The following is an 18,305-nucleotide window of genomic DNA, read 5'->3' on the forward strand; positions in this document are numbered from 1 at the left end:
ATGTACATTACTAGGCTTATACATATTTCAACTTTAGAATTACATTCACTATTTAATTGGTAGTTACCAATAAAGAAAGGAATGATCATAATAATACAGAACATATACGAAACTCATTTACATGTAAGAAATTTAGAAAACGCAATAAATTTCTATCAAAACAAGCTAGGATTAACGTTAGCAAGAAAATTCTCCAAAAGAAGAGTGGCTTTCTTTTGGGTCGGAGAAAATAAACAACAAATGCTTGGACTATGGGAAGTACATAACATTGAAGACTTTGAGCCGAGACATTTTGCTTTTGGTGTAAATTTAGAGTTTTTAATGACTTCTAAAGCGTGGTTAGAGGAACGTGGAATAGCAGTGATAGGAAGTCAAGGAAAAGGAAATCAAAAGCCAATTGTCCAAAGGTGGATGCCTGCTGCAAGTGTATACTTTCTAGATTGTGATGGAAATAAATTAGAATTCATTTCTATGTTACATAAGAATCCAGATGAATTAGAATATGCGTCCTATTTAAGTGTATGGAATGAGGAACACCAAGAAAAATGAATGGAATTTCCGTTCAAGTTTTTTCTTATTTTTGGATATAATGTTGTACGATTCCCCATTTACTATAAATTTGTTAACATAATGCATTTACTGTCATCTTATATTTGTACTTACGTACGAGCTATTCCTAATCTGCTTCAATTACAATTTGAATTATGTAAATTTTCTTCTTATCTGGCATCTACTCTTTAAACACAAACTCCCCTTAAATCGAAAATGATTAAGGGGAGTATTATATACGATGCAATTATAGTTCAGATTTCACTCGAACAGAAACATTATTTTTAATTATATTTTTGACATCTTTAAAGCTAACAAAATTGTTACTTTTCTCATCCCAAAGGCGGAAACGTAGTGATTGTAAGCTTGTAGCAAGCGTAATCGTTGGTACATTTTTTAACGGAAGCGTATTATTGTGTGCCTCTTCTAGTTTATAGTTAGGTACTCTTGGGCTTAAATGGTGAACATGATGGAATCCAATATTACCCGTTAGAAATTGCAAAATTTTAGGAAGCTTATAAAAAGAACTTCCTTCCACTGCCGCTTTCACATATTCCCAATCTTTATCCTCTTCAAAATAAGAATCCTCAAATGTGTGCTGTACGTAAAACAACCAAATCCCTACTGAACCTGCTATTAAAAATATAGAACCATGTACTAAAAGAAACGATTGCCATCCAATTGCCCAGCAAAGCATTCCTATAATAGCAACGATTAAAATATTCGTTAAATAAGTGTTCATACGTTCTTTTTTTCTAGCACCTTTTCGGTTAAATCTATTTTTAAGCAGGAAAACATAAATCGGGCCTAACCCAAACATAACGAATGGATTGCGATATAAACGATATGCTAAACGGAGTCTAAATGGTGCAGCTACATATTCATCAACTGTAAGCGTCCAAATATCCCCTGTACCCCTCTTATCCAAATTACCACTTGTAGCGTGGTGAATAGAATGTTCATGCCCCCACTGATCAAATGGGAATAATGTTAAAACACCCATACACGTTCCAACTATTCTATTTGCACGTCGACTTTTAAAGAACGAATAATGGGTGCAATCATGAAAAATAATGAAAATCCTTGTCATAAATCCAGCGGCTAACAGTGCTGGAACTAATGTTAACCAATAAGAAACTGACAAACTTTTATAAGCAAGGTACCATAAAATAATAAATGGCACGATTGTGTTGATCAGTTGCCAAACACTTTTTTTAATCGTTGATTTTTCAAAAGGAGCAACTTGTTTTTTTAAATTTTTAGTATTTTCTAAGGTCATTGTTCTAATTCCTTTCCTTTTTGTTGCTAATTCATATTATAGCACACTATTAGTATCAGGTGTTAAAAGTAGCTATAATAAATATTTTATACTATGAAAATCTCTTTTTTCTTACTCATTACTTACAAATTTCTTACGTCCAAAATAGCTTCTATAATTGGACAGACGGAGCATTTTATGTATCAAAGAAACTTCGAATTTTTCCAATAAGTACATAAAAAAACAGAGAGTTTTTTCACAAGAAGAAAAGAGCTGTCATAAGTCAGTTTCACCGACTTGTGGCAGCTCCTCTTCGTTTTACCTTATTTTATCGATGAAGCCAAACCGCACCTGCAGACTTGTCTTCAGCTTGGCCTACTACTTCAAACTTCAGTCCTAGTTTCGGCAACTTACGTCCTGCATCAGGAATGATGCTGTTGATATATTGCTTAGAATCATCAAATTTTGCCACTCCTGGTAATCCTTTATAATCAAAGATACCGCGAGTTGGTGAATTTACTTTCCATGCTGGTGTTTGATCAAATGAGAATGCCGCATCGGCAATTTGATAACGCGTACTGCTCTTCACAGTAGGTTGTCCGTTTAATGTCCCTACAATTGCCTCTGGATGGGAATCTACTACTCCTAAGAACCCTTCACCTGGATGAACGCCTACCCAGTTATCTGTAAAGCTTTGATCCGCATACCATACAACCATTCCTGTATTAAATACTGGGCCACGTGCATGTTGTAACGCAGTGTCAGAACCAGCGTAATTTCTCCACTCTACATAGTAATTATGTTTTTTCTGTTCAAATCCGTTAGACACAGTAAAGCCTTTTAACGTCATTGCTGGCTGACCTTCTGCATCATCAGAGAAAACAACTTTTCCATCTACAGTTAATGCTGCATTATCTAACGCAAATCCTTTATAAGCTACTGCAATATCTGTTAAGTACTCAAATTGCAGTTTTACTTTTTTTCCTTTGAATTGGCTTAAATCGTATGATTTATCAACCCACTTACCATCAGTTGTATCCGCGCCGCCTTTTACATCTTTTTCGCCCATTCTATCAATGCGTGTCTTCGTTCCATCTTCTGCAATCGCATATACGTCAAGGAAATCATACTTCGCTTCAAGTTCGTAAAATGCCTTATAATCGAACTTAGCATCCTTTGCATTTGTTAAGTCAAATACTGGTGTCTCAAGTGTTGTATGAATGTCATTTCCTTTTGTACTATAATAGAACTTCTTACCAAACGCCGATTCGATATTTTTTATATCTTTGTCCGGCAAGTTAACACGAACGATTCCAGGTCGTTTAGATTTTGTAGTACTTTGATCTACATATGTCGCAACACCGATGCCTTTGCTAAGTTTGTCATAATCTACTTCAAGGATATTCGCCCAATTCCCCTTCATATTCTTTTGGAAAAACTCTTTATTTTGTGGTGAGAAACTCGTTGGCTCTGTTCCTGCAATTTTTCCAGCCCAGCTACCACCACTCATAATAGACCATGACTCAACAGGTTCACCTTGTCCTGAGTACTTTGTATCATATTCATCTGGTAAGCCTAAATCATGGCCATACTCATGTGCAAACACACCAACCGCTCCGTCTTCAGGCTCGATTGTATAATCGTATGCAGCCATCTTTCCGCCCCAGTTCGAAACAGAAGATTTCGTGCCATCAATTGCATATGGTTTTGAACCTAGTTTTGAACGATGTGACCAAATCGCATCATCTTTCAATTTACCGCCGCCAGCTTCTTGACCAACGCCAGCATGTACAACCATTAAATGATCAATAATTCCATCTGGCTCATTTTTATTTCCATCACCATCTTGATCGTATTGATCAAATTGGTCATAGTCTGCTAAATTGATTCCTTTTGCTACCGCTGCTTTTAATGCTTCTTTCACAAAATCTTTTGGTCCTAAAGGCCCCTTGTTATCATGCCCAGTACCCGCATCAGCACCATAATCTGATGCTTTTCCTGGAACAGTAAGCCATTCTGTTACAGTCCCATCAACTGTATAGCTACCACCAGATTGTTCTTCATAATATTGCTTAAATGTGTTAATCTTCGATCCATCAAATAAAGTGAATGGTTCATCACCAAATAACATTTTTTGATAATGTTCACGATTAAAGTCCTTAGAATACATGTATCCTGGCTCTTGATCAATATTGTTATGCTTAAAATCGCTAAATTCTACAAGTAAAACAAGTACTTTATCTTTTCGAACAGCTCCATTGTATTCTTCTTGCTTCGCTGATGTAGTAGGTACTTTTCCATTTAATTTCCCTGGATTTAATGCTGCACCTTGTCCAGCTACTGGGCCTACTTCAGGCTGCTGTGCCTGTTCATTTTCCTTCATTTTTGCATCTTTTACTTTTTTCATAAAATCAGAAGCTTCTTGTGTAAGACTATCTCCTGTTAAGATTTCTTTCCCAGGGTTTTCCCCTTTCTTTTTCTCAACATATTTTTCGACAGCTTTTGACGTCTCAGCTTGTGATGCAGATTGATCAATTACCCCCCGCTGTTTTAGCGCTTCTGCCAAACGCTCCTCCGGTATTAAGTGCTCATCTATTGGTAGAGATGATGTTGGTGTCTCAGCATACGCTGCGTGACCTCCAAAAGCAAACGTACTACTTAGTACCGCTGCTGTTGTTAATACCGCTAATGGTTTTAATTTCTTTTTCTTTTTCAATGTATTTCCTCCCCAGTGTCTGCAAATTATCGTTTTTTGCCGATAACAACATAATATTCGTTATAATACGAATATTCAATCTTTTTCAACAAATAAAATGTTGAGAAAGATTTTTTTATGCAGAGTGAAATACAAAAGATAGAAAAACAAACAGGCTCTCCTATAAATAACAGTGAACTTTTATATGTTCTTAGTTACAATCAAAATCCAGTAAATCTGAGATTTATATTTTTTTAATAAAAATAAGAATTAAATATTTTCTATACTATTTAATCTATGGATTACCACATTACTCACTATTCTCATTATTACAAGCTAATAGTGGTTCGTACATCATTATAGCGTGATTCTCCGTTACATATTGATCTTCTATTAACTGTTTCTGTTGATTATATACTTTACGTTGAATCACATTATGTCGTATATAACCGCCCCAGTATGCAGGTTGAATTGAGTGTTCTTTCTCATACACTTCATATTGATAAAGTTGCGGATAGACTGTTCTCCATTCACCAACTAAATATTCATCTGTCATATAAAGGTGAAGTTGATACGGTTGGTCCGTTTCATTTTTAATTTGTAAATCCAAATAGTTATAGGAACAAGTCGCTCCACTCCCAAACGGTTGAGTTCGCCTAGAATCAGGAAAGACATCAAAGCTATGACGATATCGTTCTGTTACTGTCAGTGGTGTATGTAAAGTCATCCAATATATTAAATTCGAAAGCTGACAAAGACCTCCTCCAATACCTGTTTGAAAAGATCCGTAGTGTAATACCATACCTTCTACATACCCTTTTTTCCTCGTAGGCTTACCTATTAAACGCCAGTAAGAAAATGTTTCTCCTGGTCTAATGACGATACCATTTAGTTTTTTAACAGCAATTTTCAAATTAACAACCTTATTCTGTTGATACCACATATCTACATCTTTGAGCTTACGAAGTAATATCGTTCGGTGCTGAATTGCTGTACAAGGTAGCTTTTCTTGTTGGAGCCTTTTTGCATATGTTTTTCCGTCTACTAACCACTGAATGTATCTCTTTGTAGAGTAATACCACGTCCCTAGCATAATGCGATACTTAGACCGCTGTTTAGGACGTAAGTGCACTATATTCATTTTATTCCCTCTCTCTTTCTTCAACTAAATTCTAATATACCTCTAATTCAATGAACTACAGTTTTCTTAGCTGCATAATAATTTTCGTAAATAAAGTGAAACTTTAATCAGCCCTCACCAATCGGGCTTTTACAGGCAGCCCGATCCCCACCTAACTTCTTTGCTTTCGCTGAATTTTGAGGTGGGGGTCTTACTGCCCAGCAAATAGCGGGATAAAAAAGACGCAAAAAAATAATAAATTTACTCTAGTGGAGATTTTATTTTGATGCTTGCTTTATAATTATATGAAACTGCGCTACAATACGATAAATTGAAATAAACATATTATAAATATAACGAATAATATTAAATAAGAAATAATGAAAATTAAAGAAACTCTAAAGTATTAATATATTTTTCATAAATATTAATTGATAATACATTAGACTTTACTATATGTATAAATTCTCTATTCTACAAAACGAAATTTTTTAATGTAAGAAAAAAATATAATTCCCCTTTAACATTTATACAAGTCTCATCTGGAAAACTTTCCAAAACAATCCGAACCCTTATATTTAGAATAAACGCAAAAAATTGCCACCAGTTAGCTTAACTGGTTAGCAATTTTTTAACGAGAATGCTTTACAAATAGTTGAATTGCTTCTTCTGGTACATAGCACTTTCCATTACTCTCTACAATAATACTTCCTAATTCATACCCTTTACCATTGATACGAATTATATTTTTGTTACCAAATAGTTGTGCTTCTACTTTATTATGTTTTACCACGAGTAACGAGTTTGCTCCTTCGGTTTTGTCAGCTGTTACAGTTGCACCGACTTTCTTAAAGGCTTGTTCACTCTCTAAAAATATTTTATTCGTTACTTCTTCTAAGTTAAAGCCCATCGCTTTCGCCATCGTCTTCGCAATGTCTGTATTTTGGATTAAGCCTTCTGGTTTTTGAGGTCCATAAGAATGTAAAAATACATCCTCACCTGTATGTCCTCCTGTCGTAAAGCCGATATTTGCACGATTAGCCAATAATATAGTAAGAATTCGTCCTACATCCATTTTCTTTTTTGCCGCTTTTAATTTTTCTTTTTCATCATGAGTTAGATTATCCAAACCGTATAGTTTAGCTACATCTTCTACATTTGATAAATCAGATTTCAGTTTATTTATAGTTCCTTCAAGTGTCATTTTCGCCTTTTTCAATGAATCAATGTATGCAGAAACCGGTGTAGTATTGTATCCTTTTGTCGTATTTCTATTCCCTATAGAGATACCGCTGTTACCATGATCAGTTAAAGCTATGAGCATCGTATCCCCATCTTTCTTCGCAAATTGTAACGCCTTTGCTACCGCTTCATCAAATGCCAATACATCACTAATCATCCCAATTGGATCATTAGCATGCGCTGCCCAATCAGGCTTACTACCTTCTACGAATAAAAAGAAACCATCTTTGTCTTTTGATAATGTTTGAATTGCTTTTTCTGTCATTTGAGAAAGTGTTGGTTGTTCTGGATTTGTTGCTATACGATCTATATCAAACGCAAGAGCATGATTTGAGAAAGAGCCCCAAATTTTATTAGATTTGGAGTTCAATAACGCATCTTTCGTTTCAACAAAATCGTATCCTTTGTCTTGAATCACCTTTACTAAATTTTCACCATCTTTTCGGATTCCATTACTTTTCATAGGTAGCAGCGCCGCTTTTCCCCCGCCTAATACGACATCTATATTTTGATATACTTGCTGCTTCGCAATTACGTCAAATTGCTTGCGATTGACATGGTGAGCCGAGAATCCCGCCGGAGTAGCATGCTGAATTTCAGATGTAGCAACAATTCCAGTTGCACGGCCAGTACGTTTTGCACCTTCCAATACGTTTGCGACCGGCCGTAACTTGTCCTCTTCTTTTATTGGCTTTAAGTTAGGTGAATTTACAATAGAAGGTAGTACGCCTACATATCCTGAATTCGATTTATTTCCAGTTGCTAATGCTGTTGCTGCTGGTGCTGAGTCTGTAATAGCTGATTCCGCCGAAAACGTACGAACACCTCCTGTTACAATTTGATCTAACGTAAGCGGTGCCCCTTTATACCAGCGAGCCAATGTTGTCGCCGTTGAACTCGTTCCGTCCATAACCATCATAATTATATTTTTAGGCTGGTGTTCTACTTTTTTCACCTTAGCTTTGGCCGCATGATAATTCATCATACTTTCCGTACTTAATACGCTTACTATTATAGCTCCCACTAATAGTAATTTTTTCATCTTCACACCATAATTAACCATGATTGTTCCTCCATAAACTTTGCATTCATTTCAATACACCTTATTTCCTTTTTCATTCCACAACCTACATATGTTTTATTAGTTCCCAATTCTTATAAAGCTAACAATAGTTACTTTCTCTTTCTTTCCTTAATTAAATACCGGTATGTGTCATCTATCTTATAAAAAAGATTTAGCATCCTTTTCATTAATTACTTGTTTAACAATAAATCCTCGATTAAAAGGAATAAAAATTTATTGTTAAACAATAAATTTCATGTTAAATTAATAAGATAATAAATAAATGAGGTGCTTTTTATGAAACAAGGATCCACACTCTTTTTAAAGACCGTTGTGATTCTGATCGGAATCCCCGTTCTTGCTATGTGCATTTTTTTAGTCCCTAAAATAGGAAATTTCGCCGCAGAATTATATCCAGATATTTCATATATTAAATATCTTGTATTTATCAATTTATACGCAACAGCAATACCTTATTACTTCGCACTGTACCAAACATTTAAGCTTTTAAACTATATTGATAAAAACAACGCATTCTCAGAGTTATCTGTTCAAGCTTTAAAAAATATTAAGTACAGCGCATTGGCAATTAGTGTATTATATGTATTAGGTATGCCACTTTTCTATCTCGTGGCAGAGAGAGATGATGCCCCTGGCATTATTATTATCGGAATGATTATGATTTTTGCTTCAATGGTAATCGCGGTCTTTGCTGCCGTTCTCCAAAGACTATTAAAAGATGCTATAGATATAAAATCAGAAAATGATTTAACGGTCTGAGGTGAATAATATGGCAATTATTATTAATATTGATGTAATGTTAGCAAAAAGAAAAATGAGTGTAACAGAACTTTCGGAGAAGGTTGGAATTACAATGGCTAACCTTTCTATCTTGAAAAATGGAAAAGCAAAAGCAGTCCGTTTTTCAACTTTAGAAGCAATATGTAAAGCATTAGAATGCCAACCGGGGGATATTTTAGAATATCAACCTAAAGATACCGAATAAAAAGAGTCTTTTATACGAGTAATGGGTTCAGTTTAGGAAGAGAAAAATGCTAATAAACATTAGAAATAACAAACTAAAACGCTCAGAAAATATTCTGAGCGTTTTTTATTTCCTTCTTCAACTAAAGCACCAGTTAGTGTAAAAAGCTATTTCACCATTTGTATGGCTAACTTATCTTTTAACATTGACCTATATGAGTCAATTTCATATTTTGTATTATTGATTGTTTCTTTTTTCATTTTTAACATATCGAATATTTCTAATTCTAAATTCCTTCTAGCTTCAAGAACTTTTATCGCTCCTTCTACACCTGAATGGTGATGTTCTTTCCCATAGCCTTGGTTAGTGTAATAGTCGATAATTCCTGTGGACCATTCTGGAGTTCTTTCTTTTAACGCCTTCCTAAATGAAAATTCAAGATTATCTTGTTCTACATACAATAACATTGGGTTTAAATTCTCTATGATTTTTGCAACTTTCATTACATAATTTATTATTTTTTCTTTTTGTTCACCATATTTAATCATCCCAATAGTTAATGGATTTTGTATGAAACAACATTCAAAGATATAAACCTTATTGTCTTCTAGAGCGATTTCAGTAAAGTCATTCCATTTGTCAGCAATTAATTCAACATTTTTATCGAATGGTAATTCGTATATATCATTTTTAAAAATAATGTTAAATAATTCGTCCGAAAACTGGTCACCAAACTCATTTTTCATCTTTCTGTATGGTAATAAATAATTGCTTCCTTTTTTTAGAACTTTCTTAAGGAGCACTTCTTTAAAATCTCCACTGTTAGATAATAATCTATTGAACTCAAATTTATTAAAACAAGATACACCATCATAGTCGGCTGGGTGGTTCAAATTTCCCTCTAAAAATAGTTCAACTTCAATTTTATTTTGGCTTAGAATTTCATTTATTAGCTTTGCAGTGGTTGATTTTCCAAATCCAGGTAACCCTTCTACTATTATTAGTTTTGTATTCATAGTTATAAACCCCTATCTTCAAAGTATTTAACCAAGATTAAAAAAATCACTTAATCCACTACAATCACCCCTTCAAAATATGATATTTACCATTTCCTTTGAAAAAACCTTCTTAAAGTAATCTGAACGCTAGTTTAAGAACATTTTTTCACAATCTCTATAATTATTTTAACATAAATTTTCCATTTATCTTATTATTTAGAACGCTATTTAACTATATAAAAGCGCTTAAACACTGAAATAACAATAAAAAAAGGGATGCTAAATCATAAGTGATTTACATCCCTAATTTGTATGTTATTTTATATTTTCACTCCCGTAACTATACCCGTTATCATACGAAAAGGACTCTTTTTATTTCACATTACGGCGCAAAACTAATTTGACCAGTAAACAATAGGATAATCGCTATGATCCAAAATATAAAAAATGATGAGGACAGTATTAATGAAAGGATAGCAATCCCCTTCTTCTCTGTTTTTTTCGTCATTGTGATTATTGAAAGCATGATACCTACACCTGTCAGGGCAATTGTAATATAATCTCCAACTATATTACCTGCATTCGCTATCCTTGTTGGCGTTATAAAAACGAATAGAAAACACAAAATGCCGATGAGTAAAGATATATAGCTTATTATACTGTACTTCTTTTTAGGAACTATTTCTGTTTTCATACTAATCCCACCCCTTCTATATAGCTATGAGTTTATATTAGCATGAATAACCATAATTTAGTTATGATAAAAAGCAGATAAAACGGACACTATCACTTTATCTGTCAGTTTATTTCTATCTAACAACTAACCTGACTATTTCTTTACTAAAGATATACAATCATTCTTTAATCCACGGCAATTGGTATATAATAGCTCTAAAAAATAAAGACTGTACCTTTAAAATGAAAGATACAGTCTTTATTAATAACTTTTTTTATAAAGAAAACTCTCTATCACTCACTACCTTAAAAAACTCCGAGTAATGTGATAAAGAATAATCCGCTACATCACAATTACCTTGAAACATACATGTTGAAATACCTAATTCTTTTGCAGGTAATAAATCTAATTCTCTATCTCCAATAGCTAAATCAATATTGTATTTTTTATGCAGATGATTATAAGCTAAAGAGTTTGGCTTTCGAGGAAAGCCATCGTCAATTGTAACCATATCTACGAAGTATTTTTCCCAGCCGTAATATTTTAAAATGCCCATAACCCCTTCCCTATGTTTATGGGTCATAATCACATTTTTATTTGCAAATTTCAAAACCTCTTCGACACCTGCAAAAGGTTTCATATCTTTTGACGTGAATTTTCCCTTCAAAACTTTAATCTTTTCTTCCTGCTCGCATGAAATATTATAATACTGAATTGCATGAGAGTATGATATTTTTAAGTTTTTGTATATTTCTTGTTTTTCTACTGAATCACCTAATATTTCAGAAAGCATCATTGTATATGCAGGATACGTATCAAATAACGTCCCATCAAAATCCCATAAAATATTCATTCTATTCACCTTCTATGTTCAAATCATTTAATGACTAAATCCGCCCTATCCCTCGGCGATTCCATTTCTAAGTAATAATCCTCTGCTTTCCAATACCTATTTTCAAACTTTGAAAGGTTTTTCTGTGTCTCCTCACTCTCACGTAGAAACCTTGTCTCTCTTGGACAGTCCAAATAGACCATATAATGAAAGAAATCTCTCCATTCTTTTCGCTGCAGAAAAACTCCTTCAATAACAATTACGCCTACAATAGGAATCTGTACTTTTTTCATTTCACATGAGTCTGTTTCCTCTTGATAAAAAGGCAAAATTAATTTTGTCTCATGTTGTAACTTCTGAAAAAACTTCTGCCTCAAGTATGTAATATCCCACTGTAAACAATAATACTCATACCATTCTTCATGGTTTGTATAATAGCGTCGATTACGCTCCACTATATGATCATCAATATGGAAAATATGAAACGGAATGCCTTCTTGTTTCATATTTTCTTTTAAATTTGCTACGAATGTTGTTTTTCCTGAACGACTTAAACCATCTATACCTAAAATGAATCTATTTTCCCTATGATTCTTCATAATCGTTATAAGTTCGTTTATACTCATTACTTCTTCCACTCTTCTTTTAATAAAGAATATAAAATGGTATCATGAGCAACTCCATTTTGAATCATATGTTTTCGAAGTAATCCTTCTTCTTGAAATCCTGCTTTTATTAACAACTTTTGAGAAGCTTTATTTTCTACATATACAACCGCTGCGATTCTTATCAGTTGCAGCATTTCAAATCCGTAAGCTAAAATCGCTTGTAATGCTTCCGATGCATATCCTTGTCCCCAATATGTATCATCTAATTCATAACCAATTTCAGCTCGTTTATGATTATTATTAATTAAATGAAATCCGCACGTTCCGATTAATTGGCCCGTCCCTTTTTTCTCGATTCCCCAGCGAAATACACTGCCCTCTTCATAACGATTTTTAAACGTTTGAATCGTTGTTTTCGCTTGCTCAATATTTTCAAAAGAATCCATTCCGAAATAACGTATAACTGATTCTTTCGAAAAATATTGGAACATCGTTTCTGCATCTAATAGTGTAAGTTCTCTTAAGAGTAAACGTTCTGTTTCTAGTTTTGGAAATCCCATCTCTCTTTCTCCCTCTATTCTAATGAACTGCAAATTTCAATATAATTTCCATCTGGATCAGCAATGTAGGCAATTGTTTGTCCCCACGGTTTTACAATAGGTTCAACTAAAATCTTGATTCCTTGTTCTCTAAATTGCTCAATCGTTTCTTGTACATTCTCAACAACGAATCCTAATTCGAAATGAGAAGACTTTAATTCACCTTCTGTAAGCGGTAGTCCTGTTAATTCTTTCACATCTTGCCGCGTATTCATCGCTAAAATGGTAGTTCCAGTATTAAATTCAATATATGTACCATGCTCTGCTTTTATAGGTAACTGTAAAATATCTTTATAGAATTTTAAACATTCCTCAAACTTTTCTACATATAAAATGATGTACTTCATTTTCAAATCCATTTTACATCCCCCTTTATATCTATCCCTAAAATTTCGACAAAAGTCTCACAAAAACCTTGTTCCTTGTAGTAATGAGCAAAAAAAATGAGGCCGATTTCTCGGCCCCCCAGCTTATTGGCATAAAACAGGAGATTTGGTTTGGACATAACCAGTTCGTACTTTTATTATATTTTATTTTTTCTGAATTTTAAATACATTAAACACCTATTTATATTGAGAAAGTTTTTTGCTTGCATAAAATTAAAGATTTTAAGAAATGATACAAATGGAGGTGTATACATATGGAACCAATGCTATGTCCAAGCTGTAAAACGAACCGTACTCGCTTTAATATTCTTGAGCAACAAGTAAAACCAGTCAAAATAAATCCACAAACTGGTCAAGTAGAAGAAGAATACACAAATGAAACGATGAATGCTTTTCATATGGCCTATCAAGGACCTACATACCGTGTCCAGTGTGCTGTATGCGGACTTGTTGAAAACCCAGAACAATTTATTAAACCTGCGCAAAATCAGTCTTTCTAATAAAAACATTATTATCCCTTGTAGAAATAGATTTTTCTATAAGGGATTTTTCCATTTAATAAGTTAATTAAAGATGTATTTCTTCCTTATTATATATTAAAACCCATACCCTTTTGGTAATATTTACATAAGGGAGGTAAAATAAATGATTTTAAATAAAAAGATAATGCTTCCATCAACATTTATACTAGTAACTTGCCACATAGTCATCTTTTACTTTTGGATCTTCGATTTTGAAAAAATAACGACTCCTTACGGTCTAACAATATGGATTGTTTCTACTATTTGTGGTCTTTTACTTTATTACCATTTTAAAAATCAAAAATCTAATAAAGTGATATTTATTGCTAATTCTTTATTATTAATTATTTCTTCTTCATTTATGATTTTTTTAGGTATTGTTACTGGTATTATCTTTGTAACTGTTAATTCTATGAATTAACAAGGTCGTCTTTTATTATGTAAAAAAGAATGAACAAAATAAATATATATAAAGATTAGAGAAGATGATTTCCCAATATATCTTCTCTAAGAATATCACTCTTTGTTAAAATATTTCCTTTTTCAATTTTTTAAGATTTCTAAATAAATTAATAAACGCATATGAATATATACAAACTAAAAACCCTACCATACCTCTATATAATCCTGATTCTGATACTCCAAGAAAACATAAGTAAAGCACTGGAATTAACGTTACAAACATAATTGCAACGAACTGTATCAATTCAACAAGTTTTTGTATCTTCGTTTCTTTGTCTGAATAAATATCAGGTAACTCATTTTCCTCGTCTACTTCTTTACAGAAATAATTCCATTTCGCAAAACTCGTTACATGTTTCCAGCCACACATTTCATATATATCAATATATTCTAGTTGTTTTTCTTTCGAATCTTTATAATCCAGTCTAAAATCCGCTTTATATATTACATCTTTCGGTTCAGTTTTCTTAAACGTATACATTACATTATACTTTTGTAAAGCCCATCCTTTTTGATGCATTTTTCTTAAAAAAGCTTCTTCTTTTTCCAAGCTCCATATCGCGAAAGGTTTGAATACCTTCTTTGTCTCCATATTCCATTCACTCCCCTAATATACTATTCCCATTCCTTACAGATCTCTGTAACCTGTTATACTCGAGCTCTAACACTTCTCTCCCAAACGTTGTTAACTCATAGCACTTCTTTCTATCTGTAGAGGCAACTTCAACAATTAATTTTTCTTTTAGTAATTTCGTCGTATTCCCGTATAAGGTACCAGGACCGAGTTTTACTTCTCCATTTGTCATCTCTTCTACCATTTGCATAATTCCATAACCATGCATTGGCTTTACAAGTGACAATAATATGTAGTATGTCGCCTCAGTTAACGGAATATATTTTTGCGCCTTCGCATTCATTATAACTACCTCCGATACATCGCCTTACGATATATCGACTAACGATACATCGTATACCGATATTGTATAATCATATTCCAAAATATGCAAGAGTAATTTAATAATTAAATATCTATTTATTTGAATTTAAAAATGGTATCAATTTTCTGAATAATTTGTTAAAATATAGAAATATTAGCTCTTTTATACTGAAAGGAATGGTACATATGATAAATAAATTGAAAGAAAACATAGGATCTGTGTTTGTTGGTAAAGAAAATGTTATTGATCTACTGCTTGTTTCACTGCTTGCTGATGGACATGTACTACTCGAAGACGTGCCTGGTACTGGGAAAACGTTACTGGCGAAAACCATTTCAAAAAGTATTGGCGGTAGTTTTTCTCGTGTTCAATTTACCCCTGATGTACTTCCAAGTGATGTAACAGGTATTGAATACTTTAACCCAAAAACAAGTGAATTTGAGTTAAGAATTGGACCCGTTATGACAAACATTTTGCTAGCAGATGAAATTAACCGTGCAATGCCGAGAACACAATCTAGTTTGTTAGAAGCGATGGAAGAGCGACAAGTGACGCTTGAAAAACAGTCTACTCCTCTCCCAAAACCGTTCTTTGTTATTGCAACGCAAAACCCAATTGAATCACAAGGGACTTTCCCTCTTCCAGATGCACAGCTTGATCGCTTTTTAATGACGATTTCAATCGGTTATCCAACTCCTGAAGATGAGTTACAAATGATGCGACGTTTTCGTAACGATATACCGCTAGAACGTGTCACACCTGTTATCTCTTTAGAAGATATATTAGAATCACAGAAACGAATAAAAGAAATTTTCATATCAGAACCGTTAGAACATTACATAATTAAACTTGCACAAGCTACTCGAAATCACGATTACATCGCTAACGGTGTAAGCCCACGTGCCACACTTTCTTTAGTGCGCGCAGTTCAAGCATTAGCCTTCTTACGCGGGAGAGAATATTGCACCCCTCAAGATATACAATTTTTAACTCCTTCTGTTTGGAATCACCGTATTGTCTTATCAATGGAAGGTGCCCTGCGCACGACTAAAAATGATATAATGCAAAGTATTTTAAAAGAAGTTGACGTACCTGTGGAGATTGAGCAAGCATGAATGGACAGCGTGTTGTAACTGTACCTTTATTTTTTCAACTCCATATTATTCAACTAACTGTGCCAGGCGCTATACTATTTACGTTTTTTATGCCGCAACGAATTATAATGTTTCTCTTTTTCTCCTATTATTTATTTGCGATTTTCATTTATAAATATGTCGCTTACATAGAGAAAAAATTTGAAGTTATAAACGAGAGACAAACAACTCGGCTTTTCCCTGATGAATCTGGAAAGTTTTTTATTCATTTGAAAAACGGTGCACATATCCCTCTCGTTAATGGTGTTTGTTATTTTCATTTAGATTCGTCTCTTATACAGCATAAAGATCAAGGAATTGAACGAATATCAAAAACGTTATTCTCTTTTCCATTTTCACAACCTGCACATTCGGCGCAAAAATGGGATTTAACATTAACCGCAACGAAACGTGGTGTGTTTCAAATTGAACAGTTCGAATGCGTTTTAAAAGATCCTTTTCATTTATTAAATGTACACTTACCTGTTTTCGATAAGTTAAAAACTGAAATTATTGTGTATCCTTCTCCTAAAGAAGTAGCAGGTTTGCAAGAACTTCAGCAACTTCTAACTGGTTCTTATCGAACTAATTTTTCTTTTTACAATGATGAAACATCTATTATCGGTGTAAAGCGATATGAGCGTGAGTCTTTCCGCTCTATTCATTGGAAGGCATCTGCTAAAATGCAAGAATTACAAGCGAAGCAATTTGAACCTGTAAAAAATTATAGTTGGACGATTTGTCTTTCTTTAGCTGCCGATCGTGGATTTGGTTGGAAAGATAATGTTGAAGATTTAATTTCATTCGCAACATACATTTGCCAATATGCAACGAAGCATCACATACCGTTTGAATTATTTATTAGTGTATTAGCAGAAGGTGGTGCATTACATTTATCGTTACATGAAGGGCAAACACAATATGCAAAAGCTTTAGAAGAATTAGCACGTATTTCAGATGATAGTACGTTACTTCCGAAACAAGGATTCCTTCATTATGTAACGAGAAAGAGAGAACGTTCGTCTACAATGATATACATTGGTTTACAGAAAAATGAACTCCCTCTTCTCTCGCAGCCAACGTTCCTCATTAATAGCGAAGGGATGGTGGAATCGGTTGAAAACTTGGCTCTATCACGTTAATGACTTTATTTTGCTTCTCCTCCTTTCATTATTAACAGAAAGGGATGACCTTGTTGCTATTGCCATATTTTTAGCAACAGGCTATATAGGCGTATTTCTTATTCATAAATTTATGAATAAAAAAACAAACGGATTTGTCATACTGTTCATTACTCAAATAATTGGTTGTTCTTTCCTTCTCCCATTCTCTCTATTCGGCACAATTATGTTACCGCTTTTCTTCTTTATCGTACATGTAGTCGGACCAGGATATCCAGTTCAAAAATCGTTAGGCGGTATTGTTTGGTTTAGTATTTCAGCCATATTTTATGCGCCCTTTCCACCTTTGTGGAAGCTGTTACTATTAGTTATACACATTATGATTACATTTTGGTTAACTGGGGCAAATCGGAATCAACAGTTATTACGTTTCATTTCTATCATTACGATTGGTGTAATGAGTATAGTACTTGTTTTAGTTTTTCCTTTTATTCGTCTTATTTTTAGCTTTATCACAGAAGTAGTCGCGTTAGGAGTCGGTTATGTTATAAATCCATTTCTCATAGCAGCTGAATTGAAAGATACTGAAGGGGTTTGGGCAAGTAAAGGGCATCTCTTAAAACCTAAAATTGAAGACAATGGGGAAAAACTTCCTGATTTTGACCCCACACTCATAAATAGCATTACCATAATAGCATGTACAGCTATCGCTATTTACGTCGTTTGGAAAATAGTAAAAAAACGAAAACAATTCAGTTTACCAAATATGCCCGCCTTCGAATCTACTATTATTACTAATAAAGAAGGAACAAACCAAAATCGTTTTAAACGAAATAAACCGCCGCATAACGAAATTCGGAAGGAAATTTTCAAGCTAGAGAGTAAGTTAACCCCTCCTTTAAATAGAAAACGGGGAGAAACTGTTGAAGCTTGGCTAGAAAGAATAAATGATGAAGAAGATGTAAATATTCAAAGTGATATTATTATAGATGCTTATAATACGGTGCGTTATTCAAATGGTAAAAGCATTGTACTTCTGCATGAATTTAAGGAAGAGATTCATAAGCTTTATGCCTATCAGAAAAGTTTGAAGAAACGAAAGAAATAACGTAACAAAAA

General features: G+C 33.6%; 20 protein-coding genes. 8 read left to right on the forward strand and 12 right to left on the reverse strand.

Features of this window, described 5'->3' with window-relative positions:
• Positions 1–90 precede the first annotated feature (90 nt).
• Complete coding sequence (locus tag MHH27_RS15230) at positions 91–549, forward strand: VOC family protein (protein WP_033657522.1); 459 nt, start codon at positions 91–93, stop codon at positions 547–549.
• 247 nt (positions 550–796) lie between these two features.
• Here the strand turns inward: MHH27_RS15230 and MHH27_RS15235 are convergent, their stop codons facing one another.
• From MHH27_RS15235 to MHH27_RS15250, 4 genes are all read right to left on the reverse strand, one after another.
• Positions 797–1,828, reverse strand: coding sequence for a fatty acid desaturase (locus tag MHH27_RS15235; RefSeq protein ID WP_000171498.1), 1,032 nt, complete (start codon positions 1,826–1,828; stop codon positions 797–799).
• A 307-nt stretch (positions 1,829–2,135) separates the two neighbouring features.
• A complete protein-coding gene (locus MHH27_RS15240; protein WP_000727446.1) occupies positions 2,136–4,523 on the reverse strand; it encodes an immune inhibitor A domain-containing protein in 2,388 nt (795 codons plus the stop codon).
• Positions 4,524–4,812: 289 nt separating this feature from the next.
• A complete protein-coding gene (locus MHH27_RS15245) occupies positions 4,813–5,643 on the reverse strand; it encodes a VanW family protein (RefSeq protein ID WP_016081140.1) in 831 nt (276 codons plus the stop codon).
• 610 nt (positions 5,644–6,253) lie between these two features.
• Positions 6,254–7,927 (reverse strand): alkaline phosphatase, encoded by a 1,674-nt coding sequence (locus MHH27_RS15250; protein WP_000248720.1) that lies wholly within the window; start codon positions 7,925–7,927, stop codon positions 6,254–6,256.
• 297 nt (positions 7,928–8,224) lie between these two features.
• On the opposite strand from MHH27_RS15250, the gene MHH27_RS15255 reads away from it, so the two are divergent.
• Together MHH27_RS15255 and MHH27_RS15260 are read left to right on the forward strand one after the other, a co-directional pair.
• Positions 8,225–8,707 carry a DUF2975 domain-containing protein gene (locus MHH27_RS15255; protein WP_000809125.1) on the forward strand — a complete coding sequence of 161 codons (483 nt, stop codon included), beginning with the start codon at positions 8,225–8,227 and terminating at the stop codon, positions 8,705–8,707.
• Between the two features lie 10 nt (positions 8,708–8,717).
• Positions 8,718–8,933 (forward strand): helix-turn-helix domain-containing protein, encoded by a 216-nt coding sequence (locus MHH27_RS15260; protein ID WP_000974623.1) that lies wholly within the window; start codon positions 8,718–8,720, stop codon positions 8,931–8,933.
• Between the two features lie 146 nt (positions 8,934–9,079).
• On the opposite strand, the gene MHH27_RS15265 is transcribed toward MHH27_RS15260, so the two are convergent.
• The 6 genes from MHH27_RS15265 to MHH27_RS15290 all read right to left on the reverse strand — a co-directional run bounded on the left by MHH27_RS15265 (position 9,080) and on the right by MHH27_RS15290 (position 12,984).
• Positions 9,080–9,928, reverse strand: coding sequence for a hypothetical protein (locus MHH27_RS15265; RefSeq protein WP_097946234.1), 849 nt, complete (start codon positions 9,926–9,928; stop codon positions 9,080–9,082).
• Positions 9,929–10,292: 364 nt separating this feature from the next.
• Positions 10,293–10,604, reverse strand: a complete 312-nt coding sequence (locus MHH27_RS15270; protein WP_000845548.1) for a hypothetical protein — start codon at positions 10,602–10,604, stop codon at positions 10,293–10,295.
• A 256-nt stretch (positions 10,605–10,860) separates the two neighbouring features.
• Positions 10,861–11,439 (reverse strand): HAD-IA family hydrolase, encoded by a 579-nt coding sequence (locus tag MHH27_RS15275; RefSeq protein ID WP_016512647.1) that lies wholly within the window; start codon positions 11,437–11,439, stop codon positions 10,861–10,863.
• 23 nt (positions 11,440–11,462) lie between these two features.
• On the reverse strand, positions 11,463–12,044 hold the full coding sequence (locus MHH27_RS15280; RefSeq protein WP_097946236.1) for a kinase: 582 nt from the start codon (positions 12,042–12,044) through the stop codon (positions 11,463–11,465).
• Positions 12,044–12,586, reverse strand: a complete 543-nt coding sequence (locus MHH27_RS15285) for a GNAT family N-acetyltransferase (protein WP_000506652.1) — start codon at positions 12,584–12,586, stop codon at positions 12,044–12,046. The genes MHH27_RS15280 and MHH27_RS15285 overlap by 1 nt, the downstream gene beginning before the upstream one ends.
• A gap of 14 nt (positions 12,587–12,600) precedes the next feature.
• Positions 12,601–12,984, reverse strand: coding sequence for a VOC family protein (locus MHH27_RS15290; protein ID WP_000364497.1), 384 nt, complete (start codon positions 12,982–12,984; stop codon positions 12,601–12,603).
• A 281-nt stretch (positions 12,985–13,265) separates the two neighbouring features.
• Here MHH27_RS15290 and MHH27_RS15295 point away from each other — a divergent pair, with 281 nt between their 5' ends.
• Both MHH27_RS15295 and MHH27_RS15300 read left to right on the forward strand, forming a co-directional pair.
• Complete coding sequence (locus MHH27_RS15295; protein ID WP_000433602.1) at positions 13,266–13,511, forward strand: hypothetical protein; 246 nt, start codon at positions 13,266–13,268, stop codon at positions 13,509–13,511.
• Between the two features lie 145 nt (positions 13,512–13,656).
• Positions 13,657–13,953, forward strand: coding sequence for a hypothetical protein (locus MHH27_RS15300; protein WP_000602670.1), 297 nt, complete (start codon positions 13,657–13,659; stop codon positions 13,951–13,953).
• Between the two features lie 105 nt (positions 13,954–14,058).
• Here MHH27_RS15300 and MHH27_RS15305 read toward each other — a convergent pair whose 3' ends face one another.
• Positions 14,059–14,514, reverse strand: a complete 456-nt coding sequence (locus tag MHH27_RS15305; protein WP_313886351.1) for a DUF2812 domain-containing protein — start codon at positions 14,512–14,514, stop codon at positions 14,059–14,061.
• Positions 14,515–14,593: 79 nt separating this feature from the next.
• Positions 14,594–14,911, reverse strand: a complete 318-nt coding sequence (locus MHH27_RS15310; RefSeq protein ID WP_000991893.1) for a PadR family transcriptional regulator — start codon at positions 14,909–14,911, stop codon at positions 14,594–14,596.
• Positions 14,912–15,117: 206 nt separating this feature from the next.
• Here MHH27_RS15310 and MHH27_RS15315 point away from each other — a divergent pair, with 206 nt between their 5' ends.
• The 3 genes from MHH27_RS15315 to MHH27_RS15325 are packed head-to-tail and all read left to right on the forward strand — an operon-like array spanning position 15,118 to position 18,294.
• The gene (locus MHH27_RS15315; RefSeq protein WP_098250592.1) at positions 15,118–16,047 is read left to right on the forward strand and encodes an AAA family ATPase; all 930 of its coding nucleotides are present in this window, start codon (positions 15,118–15,120) and stop codon (positions 16,045–16,047) included.
• The gene (locus MHH27_RS15320) at positions 16,044–17,207 is read left to right on the forward strand and encodes a DUF58 domain-containing protein (RefSeq protein WP_089171324.1); all 1,164 of its coding nucleotides are present in this window, start codon (positions 16,044–16,046) and stop codon (positions 17,205–17,207) included. Before MHH27_RS15315 ends, MHH27_RS15320 begins: the two co-directional genes overlap by 4 nt.
• Positions 17,182–18,294, forward strand: a complete 1,113-nt coding sequence (locus tag MHH27_RS15325; protein WP_098236887.1) for a DUF4018 domain-containing protein — start codon at positions 17,182–17,184, stop codon at positions 18,292–18,294. Before MHH27_RS15320 ends, MHH27_RS15325 begins: the two co-directional genes overlap by 26 nt.
• The last annotated feature ends 11 nt before the right edge of the window (positions 18,295–18,305 follow it).

The sequence above is a fragment of the Bacillus sp. FSL L8-0152 genome (assembly GCF_038006365.1).
In the GTDB taxonomy this organism is placed as follows: Bacteria; Bacillota; Bacilli; order Bacillales; family Bacillaceae_G; genus Bacillus_A; species Bacillus_A cereus.